The sequence below is a fragment of the Streptomyces sp. NBC_00078 genome, from assembly GCF_026343335.1.
Classification (GTDB): domain Bacteria; phylum Actinomycetota; class Actinomycetes; order Streptomycetales; family Streptomycetaceae; genus Streptomyces.
The window spans coordinates 2646712-2658330 of the sequence record NZ_JAPELX010000001.1 but is presented as its reverse complement, the minus strand read 5'-3'; the positions used below and the strand labels follow the sequence as shown (position 1 = coordinate 2658330).

12 protein-coding genes are annotated in these 11619 nt (G+C 72.5%); 6 read left to right on the top strand and 6 right to left on the bottom strand.

All coding sequences use genetic code 11. From position 1 onward, the window contains the following. Window positions 1-10: 10 nt before the first annotated feature. Together OOK07_RS12360 and OOK07_RS12355 are read right to left on the bottom strand one after the other, a co-directional pair. Window positions 11-727 (bottom strand): ABC transporter permease, encoded by a 717-nt coding sequence (locus tag OOK07_RS12360; RefSeq protein ID WP_266679742.1) that lies wholly within the window; start codon window positions 725-727, stop codon window positions 11-13. After that, window positions 727-1650, bottom strand: a complete 924-nt coding sequence (locus tag OOK07_RS12355; protein WP_266679740.1) for an ABC transporter ATP-binding protein — start codon at window positions 1648-1650, stop codon at window positions 727-729. Before OOK07_RS12355 ends, OOK07_RS12360 begins: the two co-directional genes overlap by 1 nt. Before the next feature lie 259 nt (window positions 1651-1909). Here OOK07_RS12355 and chsH3 point away from each other — a divergent pair, with 259 nt between their 5' ends. From chsH3 to OOK07_RS12340, 3 genes are all read left to right on the top strand, one after another. Then, window positions 1910-2785: an enoyl-CoA hydratase ChsH3 gene (gene chsH3, locus OOK07_RS12350; RefSeq protein WP_266679738.1), complete on the top strand. Its 876-nt coding sequence runs from the start codon at window positions 1910-1912 to the stop codon at window positions 2783-2785. A gap of 94 nt (window positions 2786-2879) precedes the next feature. Next, entirely contained in the window at window positions 2880-3965 is a 1086-nt protein-coding gene (locus OOK07_RS12345) for a Zn-dependent alcohol dehydrogenase (protein WP_266796404.1), read from the top strand. A 17-nt stretch (window positions 3966-3982) separates the two neighbouring features. After that, entirely contained in the window at window positions 3983-4921 is a 939-nt protein-coding gene (locus tag OOK07_RS12340; RefSeq protein WP_266796402.1) for a 3-oxoacyl-ACP reductase, read from the top strand. Window positions 4922-4980: 59 nt separating this feature from the next. On the opposite strand, the gene OOK07_RS12335 is transcribed toward OOK07_RS12340, so the two are convergent. Then, complete coding sequence (locus OOK07_RS12335; RefSeq protein ID WP_266679732.1) at window positions 4981-5133, bottom strand: hypothetical protein; 153 nt, start codon at window positions 5131-5133, stop codon at window positions 4981-4983. Window positions 5134-5229: 96 nt separating this feature from the next. Then, window positions 5230-6462: a hypothetical protein gene (locus OOK07_RS12330; RefSeq protein WP_266796400.1), complete on the bottom strand. Its 1233-nt coding sequence runs from the start codon at window positions 6460-6462 to the stop codon at window positions 5230-5232. Window positions 6463-6706: 244 nt separating this feature from the next. On the opposite strand from OOK07_RS12330, the gene OOK07_RS12325 reads away from it, so the two are divergent. The 3 genes from OOK07_RS12325 to OOK07_RS12315 all read left to right on the top strand — a co-directional run bounded on the left by OOK07_RS12325 (window position 6707) and on the right by OOK07_RS12315 (window position 9916). After that, window positions 6707-7558: a Nif3-like dinuclear metal center hexameric protein gene (locus OOK07_RS12325; RefSeq protein ID WP_266679728.1), complete on the top strand. Its 852-nt coding sequence runs from the start codon at window positions 6707-6709 to the stop codon at window positions 7556-7558. Beyond that, window positions 7555-8298: a zinc ribbon domain-containing protein gene (locus OOK07_RS12320; RefSeq protein WP_323178115.1), complete on the top strand. Its 744-nt coding sequence runs from the start codon at window positions 7555-7557 to the stop codon at window positions 8296-8298. The genes OOK07_RS12325 and OOK07_RS12320 overlap by 4 nt, the downstream gene beginning before the upstream one ends. 79 nt (window positions 8299-8377) lie before the next feature. Beyond that, a complete protein-coding gene (locus tag OOK07_RS12315) occupies window positions 8378-9916 on the top strand; it encodes a bifunctional RNase H/acid phosphatase (RefSeq protein WP_266796397.1) in 1539 nt (512 codons plus the stop codon). 73 nt (window positions 9917-9989) lie between these two features. On the opposite strand, the gene OOK07_RS12310 is transcribed toward OOK07_RS12315, so the two are convergent. Both OOK07_RS12310 and yaaA read right to left on the bottom strand, forming a co-directional pair. Beyond that, complete coding sequence (locus OOK07_RS12310) at window positions 9990-10616, bottom strand: bifunctional 4-hydroxy-2-oxoglutarate aldolase/2-dehydro-3-deoxy-phosphogluconate aldolase (RefSeq protein WP_266679722.1); 627 nt, start codon at window positions 10614-10616, stop codon at window positions 9990-9992. A 162-nt stretch (window positions 10617-10778) separates the two neighbouring features. Next, entirely contained in the window at window positions 10779-11561 is a 783-nt protein-coding gene (yaaA, locus tag OOK07_RS12305; protein WP_266679720.1) for a peroxide stress protein YaaA, read from the bottom strand. Window positions 11562-11619: the final 58 nt, after the last annotated feature.

The window sequence follows — 11619 nt, the reverse complement described above, 5'->3', positions numbered from 1 at the left end:
CGCTCCCCGTTCAGACGGTCCGGCCGGACCGTCGGTACGACAGCACAGCGTACGAACCGAACGCCAGCAGCCAGAGGGTGAGGACCGCGACCGCGCCGAGCGCCGGGGCGTGCCCGTCGGCGACCGAGGTGCCCAGCTCGGCGAAGCGGTACGTCGGGGTGTACGCGGACAGGGTGCTCAGCCAGCCAGGGAAGAGGGTGACCGGGAACCACAGGCCGCCCAGCACCGCCAGACCCAGGTTGCACGCCATGTTCGCCACGCCCGTGGTCTGCCCGGTCAGCCGGTAGCCGTTGCCCAGGCCCAGCAGGGTGAAGGGCACCGAGCCCAGCCACAGCAGCGCGGCGATCGCCGCCCACTGCCAGACATCCAGGCGTACGCCGTTGACCAGGCCGCCCGCCGCGAGGACCGCGAGGATGGCCGGCAGTACCGTCACCGAGCCGGTCAGGGTCCGGCCCACGACGACCTGGCGCGGTGTCATCGGTGTCACCCGCAGCTGCCGCAGCCAGCCGATCGCCCGGTCCTCGGCGACCCCGCCACCGGTGTTCAGAGCCGAGCCGACCGCGCCGTACCCGGCCATGCCGACCATCGCGCCGGTCTTCCAGCTGCCGTCGTCCGCGCCGAGATTGGTGAACAGCAGATACATCAGCACCGGCATCGCGATCCCGCCGACGACGAAACCGGCGTCGCGCAGGGTCCGGCGCACCTCGAGCCGCAGATAGTCCAGCATCACGCAGCCTCCTCGACTCGTGCGGTGAGGGCCAGGAACGCGTCGTCGAGCGACGCCGGGGCGACCTCCAGGCCGCGTATCGCATGCCGCTTCGCCAGCGCGACCACCGTCGCGTCCGGGTCGTCGCTGCGCAGTCGGGCCCGGTCCCCGCGCACCTCCACCGACCGTACGCCGGGCAGCAGCTCCAGGCCCTCGGTGGAGCGTCCCGCGAGGTCGAAGGCGACCAGGCCGCCGCCCACCGACCGCTTGAGCTGCTCACCGGTGCCGTCCGCGACGATCCGGCCCCTGTCGATGACGACGATCCGGTCGGCGTGGGCGTCCGCCTCCTCCAGGTGGTGCGTGGAGAACAGAACGGTGTGGCCGAGACGGGCGTAGGACCGCATCGAGGTCCAGAAGGCCTGCCGCGCCTCCACGTCCAGGGCCGCGGTGGGCTCGTCCAGGACGATCACCGACGGGTTCCCGGCGAGCGCGACGGCGAACCGTACACGCTGCGTCTGACCGCCGGACAGCCGGTCCACGCGCCGCCCCGCCAGCTCGGCGATCCCGGCCAGCCGCAGCGCCCGCGCGACGGGCATCGGGGCCGGGTAGCGGCGGGCCACGAAGGTGACCAGCTCCTGCACGGTCACCCTGGGCACCGCGCGCCCCTCCTGCAGCATCGCGCCGACCCGCCCGGCGCGCACCGACCGCTCCGGGGCGGCGCCGAAAAGGCGCACCGTGCCCTCGTCGGGTTCGTTCAGGCCGAGCAGCAGCGAGATCGCCGTCGACTTGCCGGCGCCGTTGCGGCCCAGCAGGGCGACGGTCTCGCCGGGCGCTACGGCCAGGTCGACGCCGTCGACGGCGCGTACGGCGCCGAAGGTCTTGACCGCCCCCGTGAAGGACACCGCGGGCTCCGCCCCGGCTCCCGTCCCAGTCGTGTTCGTCATGACGACGACGCTACGGAGGAAGGGCGGCCGTCCGGCAGATCCGCCTGTACGGACTCCGGCAGGACAAATGTCACGGCCCGACTGCCGCGGCACCCCAAGCTGACACTCCGTCAGGAGCCTTCACAACTGACGGGCGCTGGGCTATACAGAGGGCGCCGGACTGGAACGCGTTCTAGATCGGCCCGTAGCGACCTCGGTGCGGCCGACGGTGCGGACGGCCGCACCGGGGTCTTCATGCCGCCCCATGTACAGGAGCCGTATGCCCATCGACGCAGCGCAGGCCCTCGCCGCCGAGCCCCGTTCCGGCGAGATCACCTGGGACCGCAAGGACGTCCAGCTCTACCACCTCGGCGTCGGGGCGGCCGCGAATCCCGACAAGGACAGCCCCGCCACCGACCCCGACGAACTGCGCTACACCCTGGAGTCCCGGCTGCACGTGCTGCCGAGCTTCGCCACGGTCGCGGGCTCCGGCTCGCCCGGCGTGATCAGCAGTCTGTCCATGCCCGGCATCGAAGTCGACCTGGCCCGCGTCCTGCACGGCGGCCAGTCACTGACCCTGCACCGCCCGATCCCGGTCGCGGGCACGGCCACCGCCACCGGCCGCATCGCCGCCGTGTACGACAAGGGCAAGGCGGCCATCCTGGTCATGCGCACCGAGGTCGCCGACGCCGACGGCCCGCTGTGGACCAGCGACGCGCAGATCTTCGTCCGCGGAGAGGGCGGCTGGGGCGGCGACCGCGGCCCGTCCACGCGCCTCGAACCGCTCACCGGCGCCCCCGACCGCACCGTCCAGCGCCCGACTCGCGAGGACCAGGCCCTGCTCTACCGCCTCTCCGGCGACTGGAACCCGCTGCACGCAGACCCCGACTTCGCCAAGGTCGCCGGGTTCGAACGGCCCATCCTGCACGGACTGTGCACCTACGGCATGACGCTCAAGGCGGTCGTCGACACGCTGCTCGGCGGCGACGTGACCCGGGTGCGCTCGTACTCCACCCGGTTCGCGGGCGTCGTGTATCCGGGGGAGACGCTGCGCATCCGCATGTGGCACACCTCGGAGTCCACCAGGGTCGCCGTGAGCGCGGCGGAGCGGGACGACGCACCCGTCCTCGCCGACACGATCGTCGAACACCCGTGATCCAGCGGGCAGTTGAGCAGACAGCGCGGAAGCAGGCAGTTGAAGCAGGCAGTCGAAGCAGGTACCAGGCAGGCAGTTGAGGGGAGCCCGCACCATGCGCGCAGCCGTACTGCACGAGATCGGCCAGGACAAGCTCGAGGTCTTCGACGACGTCGAGGCGACGGGCTTCGGGCCCGGCAAGGTGAGGATCCGGGTGCGGGCCACCGGGCTGTGCCACTCGGACCTGTCGGCGATGAGCGGGGTGCTGCCGCAGCCGGCGCCGTTCGTGCCCGGGCACGAGGGCGCGGGCGAGATTGTCGAAGTCGGGGAGGGCGTACGGAATGTGAAGGCCGGCGACCGGGTGGTCGTGTGCTGGCTGCCGGCCTGCGGTGCCTGTCCGGCGTGCCGGCGCGGGCAGACGGAGCTGTGTCTGGCCGGGTTCATGAACGCGGGCACCCCCAACTTCAGGCGTCCCGGCGGAGCCCCTGCCGATGTGTTCGGCTTCGCGGGCACCGGCACCTTCGCCGAGGAAGTCGTCGTCGACGCGGGCTGCGCGGTGCCGATACCGGACGACGTGCCCTTCGACATCGCCGCGCTGATCGGCTGCGGGGTGACCACGGGCCTGGGCGCCGCCCTCAACACCGCCGACGTGGAGGCCGGTTCGTCGGTCGCCGTCATCGGCTGCGGCGGCGTCGGCATCTCCGCGATCCAGGGCGCGCGGCTCAAGGGCGCCGCCGAGATCGTCGCCGTCGACCCGGTCGCCTCGCGCCGCGAGTCCGCCCTCAGGTTCGGTGCCACGAAGGCGGTTTCGCCGGACGAGCTGGCCGACGCCAGGCAACAGGTCACCGGCGGCGAGGGCTTCGACTACGTCTTCGAGGTCGTCGGCAGGTCGGCCACCGCCCGGACGGCGTACGAGAACACCCGGCGCGGCGGCACGCTCGTGGTCGTCGGCGCGGGCGCCATGGACGACTTCCTGCAGCTCAACATGTTCGAGCTGTTCTTCGACGAGAAGCGGATCCTGCCCTCGATGTACGGCGGCGGCGACGTCCTGCGCTCCTACGAGCGCACCATCGCCCTGTGGCGCGCGGGCCGCATCGACCTGGAGGGCCTGATCACGCACCGGGTGCCGCTGAGCGAGATCAACGAGGCACTGGACCAGATGCGGACGGGCACGGCGCTTCGTACGTGCATCGAGATCTGACGACTCCAAGGATGCGTATGTCACTGCCACTTGAGGGACTGTCGGCCATCGTCACCGGCGCCGGCCGTGGCCTGGGCCGTGCCGAGGCGCTCGAACTCGCCCGGCTCGGCGCCGCCGTCGTCGTCAACGACTTCGGGCAGCCGGGCCGGGACGGCTCGGGGGACGCCTCCGCCGGCCCCGCCGGACAGGTCGCCGCCGAGATCCGCGCGGCGGGCGGCAGGGCGCTCGCCCACACCGGGGACGTGGCCGACTTCCCACAGGCCCGCGAACTGGTCGAGTCGGCGATCGCCGAGTTCGGCAGGCTGGACATCCTGGTCAACAACGCGGGCATCCTGCGCGACCGAATGGTCTTCTCCATGACCGAGGAAGAGTGGGACTCGGTGATCCGCGTCCACCTCAAGGGCCACTTCAACACGACCCACTTCGCGGCCGCGCACTGGCGTGAGCGGTCCAAGGCGGTGGGCGGGCCGGTGTTCGGGCGGATCGTGAACACCTCGTCGGAGGCGTTCCTGGCGGGCTCGGCCGGACAGCCCAACTACGCGGCGGCGAAAGGCGGAATCGTCGGCCTGACCACCTCCACGGCCCTCGCCCTCGCCAAGTACGGCGTCACGGCCAACGCCATCTGCCCGCGTGCCCGCACCCGGATGACCGAGGACGTCTTCGCCGGCTTCGAGCAGCCCGCGGAGGGGCTCGACCCACTCGCCCCCGAACACGTCGCCCCGCTCGTGGGGTATCTGGCCTCACCCGCCGCCGCCCGCGTCAACGGGCAGCTGCTCGTCGTACACGGCGGCATGGTGGCGGTCATCGAACGGCCCAGTGTGCAGGCCAAGTTCGACAGCAAGCAGGACACCTTCACCTACGACGAACTCGACGCCCTGCTCACCCCGCACTACGCGGAGCGGCCTGCGGGGGAGACGTTCGCGGCGGCGGAGGTGCTGGGACTGGGGCGCGGATAGAGAGGGAAGAGCCCCGCACGTCGATGTGCGGGGCCCTTCCCTGCGTAACCGTGTAACCGTCAGGCAGCCGCCTCGGTGTTCTCGTCCGGCCTGCGGTGCCGGCCGCGAGGGGCCGAGTCACCGTCTTGGGCCGAGACCGGACCCCGGTGCCGGCCTTGGCCGGCGTCTTCCTGGGTCTCGGCGGACAGCTGCATGGTGCGTGTGTCGCTCATCGGAAGGATTCACCCCGTTGACATGATCTTTCTAACAGCCGGGCGAGTTTAACCGGCTGGCCTCTGTTCGAATCCAGACGGGCGCGCCCATCGGCACTATTTCGTTACAAGACGTCCCAAGGGTGCCTGCTGCAACGGCACGGGACGCGGCGCGACGGGCTCAGGAGGATCTGACACGGACGCGGACGGCGCGCCCGGCGACGGAGACGAACTCCCGTCCGCCGCCGGGGCAGCCGCACCGTCCCGGACCGGATCCTCCGGCCCTGGGCCCCCCGATTCCCCTGCGCCCCCCGTTTCCCCCGTCTCCCCCGGGGGCGCCACCATCCACGCCACGCCGCACGGCATCTCGGCCGTGGCGTACGGCAGTTGGAGCACCCCGTCCCTGGTCCACAGTCCGGCGCCCGCCAACCACCCCTCGGGCGCCGGGAGATGGTGCAGCCGCCGCCGGTCCGGCCGCCACAGCCCCACCCAGCTGCCGACGGGCCCGTCGGCCCGAAACGCCACCCCGCAGCTCTCCGGCATCAGCACCTGCCCCGGCTGGATGGCGAAGGGCGTGACGGCACAGCCGGGCAGGCGCAGGCACTCCGGGAAACGCACCGGCAGCGTGCTGCCCAGCACCCCCCAGCCCAGCCGCTCCTCGCCCGGCGACGGCGCGTCCGAGCGGATCAGCAGCAGGCCGCTGTCCGGGTCGGCGAGCAACAGCCGGTCGTCGCTGGCGTCGGCGATCTGCAGAAGGGGCGAGACCTCGCCGGCCCGCTCCAGGTCGACCACCACCGCCTTGGTCCGGCCGTCGATCTCACGGTCCAGCACCAGCATCCGTCCCGTGCGATCCAGCCACACCCCGCCCGAGCAGCGCCCCGGGACGTCCGCCACGTGCTCGGGCCCGAAGGCGCCGCCCGCCACCAGCCACACCGTGCTGGTGTGCCGGCCCACGGCGAGGGCGTACGCCTGCTCGCCGCCCGGCGCGGGAGGCAGCAGCCGCAGCCGGGTGCCCTCGTCCGGGCACTCGACCGCGCCGATCAGCACCTCGCCGGTGCCGGGCCCGGTCGGGTAGAGCAGGGAGAAGACATGCCGCCCGTCCATCGGCCGGCGGATGAGCACCCGCCCGTCGCCCATCGGCTGCACCTCGGTGCCGGGTTCCTCGGGCTGGTTGCCGGGCAGCGGCACGGCGTACGGCTCGGGGCCGTCCAGCGTCCAGCGCTCCGGGAACCAGGAGCCGCCGTCCTGGGCGAGCCGGGCGGCGTAGGCGCCGTCCGCGGTGATGGTGCAGCCCGATTGCGGGGCGCCGTCCTCGGGGGCAGCCTCGGGCTCGATCGCACACGCCGTCATGGTCTGGTCACCTCCGGCGACGAAGCTAGTTTTCGCACGCACACACGTGGGACCACGAGCCTCCTGCTTCACACATAAGGGTGGCCAAGGAACGATTCGCCTGAGGAAACGGGGGCCGGTGTGCTGACGGGGGCCGGGGGCGCGGCCGGGTGCGGGCACCGTCCCGTTCGTTGCGACCGGGATCGTGGTGCCGGGACCCGCACATCGGTTCAGCGGCACAGATCAGGCAGGTAGCCTTTTGCCCGTGCCCCGTCTGTCTGAAGTAATCACCGCGCTGGAGAACCTGTGGCCCGCCGAGCGGGCCGAGTCCTGGGACGCGGTCGGCACCGTCGTGGGCGACCCCGACCAGGAGGTCACCCGGGTCCTGTTCGCCGTCGACCCGGTCCAGGAGATCGTCGACGAGGCGGTGAAGCTGGGCGCCGGCCTGCTCGTCACCCACCACCCGCTCTATCTTCGCGGTACGACGACGGTCGCGGCGAACCACTTCAAGGGCCGCGTCGTGCACACCCTGATCAAGAACGACATCGCGCTGCACGTCGCCCACACGAACGCGGACACGGCCGACCCGGGCGTCAGCGATGCGCTGGCCGGCGCGCTGGACCTGCGCGTCGTAGGGCCTCTCGTGCCGGACGCCACCGACCCGTCCGGACGCCGGGGCCTCGGCCGCGTCTGCGAGCTGGACCACCCGCTGCCCCTGAAGGAGTTCGCGGCCCGTGCCGCCGAGCGGCTGCCCGCCACCGCGCAGGGCATCCGGGTGGCCGGCGACCCCGAGGCGACGGTCCGTACCGTCGCCGTCAGCGGCGGCTCGGGCGACAGCCTCTTCGACCAGGTCCGCGCGGCCGGAGTGGACGCCTTCCTCACCGCGGACCTGCGCCACCACCCGGCTTCCGAGGCCACCGCCCAAAGCCCCCTCGCGCTGCTCGACGCGGCGCACTGGGCCACCGAGTGGCCCTGGTGCGAGCTGGCCGCAACCCAGCTCGACGAGATTTCCGACCGGCACGGATGGGACCTCAGGGTCCACGTGTCCAAGACGGTCACCGACCCCTGGACGGCCCATGCGGCCTCCTCTGATGCAACCGCAGGAGCCCCCAACTGAACGCCGCGCCCGCCGACCAGATCCGACTCCTCGACGTCCAGGCACTCGACGTCCGGCTGCAGCAGCTCGCCCACCGGCGGAAGTCGCTGCCCGAGCACGCCGAGATCGACTCGCTGACCAAGGACCACGTCCAGCTGCGCGACCTGCTCGTGGCCGCCCAGACCGAGGAGAGCGACACCGCCCGCGAGCAGACCAAGGCCGAGCAGGACGTGGACCAGGTGCGCCAGCGCGCCGCCCGCGACCAGCAGCGCCTGGACTCCGGTGCCGTGACCTCGCCGAAGGACCTGGAGAACCTCCAGCGCGAGATCGCCTCCCTCGCCAGGCGGCAGGGCGACCTCGAGGACGTCGTCCTGGAGGTGATGGAGCGCATCGAGTCCGTGCAGGAGCGGGTCGCCGAACTCACCGAGCGGGTCTCCTCCGTCCAGTCGAAGATCGACGACGCGAGCGCACGCCGCGGCGCCGCGTTCGAGGAGATCGACGGCGAGGTGGCCACGGTGACGAAGGAGCGCGAGGTCATCGCGGGCACCATCCCCGCGGACCTGCTCAAGCTCTACGACAAGCTGCGCGAGCAGCAGGGCGGCATCGGCGCGGCCAAGCTGTACCAGCGCACCTGCCAGGGCTGCCGTCAGGAGCTGGCGATCACCGACATCAACGAGATCCGCTCGGCCGCCCCCGACACCGTGGTGCGCTGCGAGAACTGCCGTCGCATCCTGGTGCGCACGGCCGAGTCCGGTCTGTAAGCAAGGACAGGACTGGAAAGGGCGATTGCCACCGCGATTGCAGGGGCGACTGCCAGGGCGACTGTAAGGGGCTTGTGCCGTGCGGGAGTTCATCGTCGAGGCGGACGGCGGGTCACGGGGAAACCCGGGGCCCGCGGGCTACGGATCCGTCGTGATCGACGCGGCGACGGGGGAGACGCTGGTGGAGGCGGCCGAGTACATCGGCGTCGCCACGAACAACGTCGCCGAGTACCGCGGCCTGCTGGCGGGGCTGCGTGCCGCCCGTGACCTGGACCCGTCGGCCACCGTGCACGTCCGCATGGACTCCAAGCTGGTCGTCGAGCAGATGTCGGGCCGCTGGAAGATCAAGCACCCCGACATGAAGCCGCTGGCGACCGAGGCGGCTCGCGTCCTCCCGCCGGAGCAGGTGACGTACGAGTGGATCCCGCGCGAGCGGAACAAGCACGCGGACCGGCTCGCTAACGAGGCGATGGACGCGGGCAAGCGCGGCGAGCAGTGGTCGCCGTCGGCGTCCACGGCAGAGCTGGACGCACGCGCCGCCCGCCTAGCGGCCCCGGAGCCGTCCGGCCCGCCGGGCGACGCGGCGGCGGGCGCGGCGAGAGCACGCGCGGCGCTGGCGGAGGCGCGCCCTGCCCCCACCGGCTCCGCTCCGGCGGCCCCGGCATCTTCTACCGCAGCCAGCGCTTCCACTGCGGCGGCTCCTGCCACTCCCGCCTCTCCCGCGGCCCCCGGATCTCCGTCCGCGGCCACCACTTCGCCTTCGGCGGTTCCCGTAACTCCGTCCGCGGCCTCGGCCTCGGCTTCGTCTTCCGCGCCCCCCGCGAGCCCGTCCGCGGCCCCGTCCGCGACCTCCGCGTCTTCTTCCGCCGTCCCCTCCGACCGCAGCGGTGCGGTGGAGGCCAGGGGGGAGATAGGCGGTGCTGGGGCGAAGGCGGAGGCTGACGTCCGGGCCGCGCGCACCGTCGCCAGTCCAGGCTGGGCCCCCGCCGACATGGGGGCGCCCGCGACCTTCGTCCTCCTGCGGCACGGTGAGACCCCGCTGACTCCGCAGAAGCGGTTCTCGGGGAGCGGCGGTACCGATCCGTCCCTGTCGGACGTCGGCCGGGAGCAGGCCGAGCGGGTCGGGGCGGCGCTGGCCAGGCGAGGCACGATTCAGGCGATCGTCGCGTCGCCCCTCGCCCGTACCCGCGAGACCGCGAACATCGTCGCCGCACGTCTCGGCCTGGAGGTGAGCGTCGACGACGGGCTGCGCGAGACGGACTTCGGCGCCTGGGAGGGGCTCACGTTCGGCGAGGTCCGCGAGCGCTACCCCGACGACATGAACGCCTGGCTGGACGACCCGGAGGCCCGGCCGACCGGCGGCGGCGAGAGCTTCGCGGCCACCGCGGCCCGGATCGCGGTGGCACGGGACAAGCTGGTGGCGGCGTACACGGGCCGCACGGTCCTCCTCGTCACCCACGTCACCCCGATCAAGACGTTCGTACGCCTCGCCCTGGGCGCCCCGCCCGAGTCCCTGTTCCGCATGGAGCTCTCGGCCGCCTCCCTCTCGGCGGTGGCCTACTACGCGGACGGCAACGCGAGCGTACGACTCTTCAACGACACCTCTCACCTGCGCTGACCTTCACTTTTCCGAAGGATCTCCGCGGGCGGGTCCGGGTCCTCAACCGGTCCGTGCCGGAGTGCGGAGCAGGTCAGCCGCGCGGCCCGAGCCCCGCCGCCTCCCGGGCCAGCGTCTCGATCCGCCCCCAGTCCTTGGCGGCGACGGCGTCCGCGGGGATCATCCAGGTTCCGCCCACACAGCCGACGTTGGGCAGGCTGAGGTACTCGGGTGCGTTCGCGGCACCGATCCCGCCCGTCGGACAGAACCGCGCCTGCGGCAGGGGCCCCGCGAGGGACTTCAGGTACGCCGTCCCGCCCGCCGCCTGCGCCGGGAAGAACTTCATCTCCCGCACCCCGCGCTCCAGCAGTGCCACCACTTCCGACGTGGTCGACACCCCCGGCAGGAACGGCACCCCGGACGCCCGCATGGCTTCCAGAAGCATGTCCGTCCAGCCCGGGCTGACCAGGAAGCGCGCCCCGGCGGCCACCGACTCCTTCACCTGCTCCGGCGTGATCACGGTGCCCGCCCCGACCACCGCGTCCGGCACCGCACGGGCGACCGCGCGGATCGCCTCCAGCGCGGCCGGCGTCCGCAACGTCACCTCGATCGCCGGCAGCCCACCGGCGACCAGCGCCCGCGCGAGCGGTACGGCGTCGGCGTCGTCATCGAGGACGACGACGGGCACGACGGGGGCGAGATCCAGCAGCGAGGTGGGCATGGCGCCATACTGCCCAGGTGACGCAGCATGCGCAAAGCTCATTGCGCATGCTGCAACGATGGCCGCCCAGGCGTGGGTGCCGGTGACGTCTCGTCGGACGCCTGATCGGACGCTTGATAGGACGTCTGACGGGACGTCTCAGTGGAGGTCCGTGCGGATGTATCAGTGAACCTCGTCCACCAGGACATCCAGCGTCCAGGCCTTCCCGGCCCCCTTCGGCGGCTCCACCTCCACCACATGACCGAGGTCCCGCAGCGCCTCCACCAACGCGGCCGGCCCCTTGGGCGCCGCGCCCGCCGTCAGCAGACTCCGTACGATCCGCCCCTTGGTCGCCTTGTTGAAGTGGCTGACCACCTTGCGGGTCGGCGCGTGCAGCACCCGTACGCTCGCCGTCCGTCCGGCGACCTCGCCCTTCGGCTTCCACGCGGCCGTGTACGCGGAGGAGCGCAGATCCAGCACCAGCCCGTCCCCGGCGGCCTCGGGCAGCGCGTCCGCCATCGCCGTCCGCCAGTGGGAGCCCAGCGCCCCGAGCCCCGGCAGCTTCACACCCATCGAGCAGCGGTAGGAGGGGATCCTGTCGGTCACCCGGACGGCACCCCACAGTCCGGAGAAGACGAGCAAGGACCGGGTGGCACGCCTCTTCGCGGCAGCGTCCAGGGAGGCCAGGTCGAGGTTGTCGTACAGCACACCCGTGTAGATCTCCCCCGCGGGCCGGGCCCCGGCCGTCGGCAGTCCGGCGTTCTTCGCCACCTCGCCCCGCAGCCCCTCGCTCAGCCCGAGCACCTCGCGCGCCTTCTCCTCGTCCCCGGCACACAGGTCGACCAGCTCGCCGAGCACGGCCTCACGGGCGGGGGTCAGTCCGGGCAGGGACAGCGACTCCAGTTTCAGCGGGGCGCCTCGGCCGGAGGTCGCCTTGCCTTCGGAGGGAGGCAGCAGGACCAGCACGGAAGATCTCCTTCTGTTTGAGCTCTGCGACAGCGTACGGCGTGCCCCGAGGCGGCCA

What these genes read in the sequence shown, in the direction of transcription:
- OOK07_RS12310 (WP_266679722.1), bottom strand. Translation starts at nt 10,616, where the DNA reads ATGCCCACCTCGCTGCTGGATCTCGCCCCCGTCGTGCCCGTCGTCGTC.
- OOK07_RS12335 (WP_266679732.1), bottom strand. Translation starts at nt 5,133, where the DNA reads ATGAGCGACACACGCACCATGCAGCTGTCCGCCGAGACCCAGGAAGAC.
- OOK07_RS12340 (WP_266796402.1), top strand. Translation starts at nt 3,983, where the DNA reads ATGTCACTGCCACTTGAGGGACTGTCGGCCATCGTCACCGGCGCCGGC.
- OOK07_RS12345 (WP_266796404.1), top strand. Translation starts at nt 2,880, where the DNA reads ATGCGCGCAGCCGTACTGCACGAGATCGGCCAGGACAAGCTCGAGGTC.
- chsH3 (WP_266679738.1), top strand. Translation starts at nt 1,910, where the DNA reads ATGCCCATCGACGCAGCGCAGGCCCTCGCCGCCGAGCCCCGTTCCGGC.
- OOK07_RS12360 (WP_266679742.1), bottom strand. Translation starts at nt 727, where the DNA reads ATGCTGGACTATCTGCGGCTCGAGGTGCGCCGGACCCTGCGCGACGCC.
- OOK07_RS12355 (WP_266679740.1), bottom strand. Translation starts at nt 1,650, where the DNA reads ATGACGAACACGACTGGGACGGGAGCCGGGGCGGAGCCCGCGGTGTCC.
- OOK07_RS12330 (WP_266796400.1), bottom strand. Translation starts at nt 6,462, where the DNA reads ATGACGGCGTGTGCGATCGAGCCCGAGGCTGCCCCCGAGGACGGCGCC.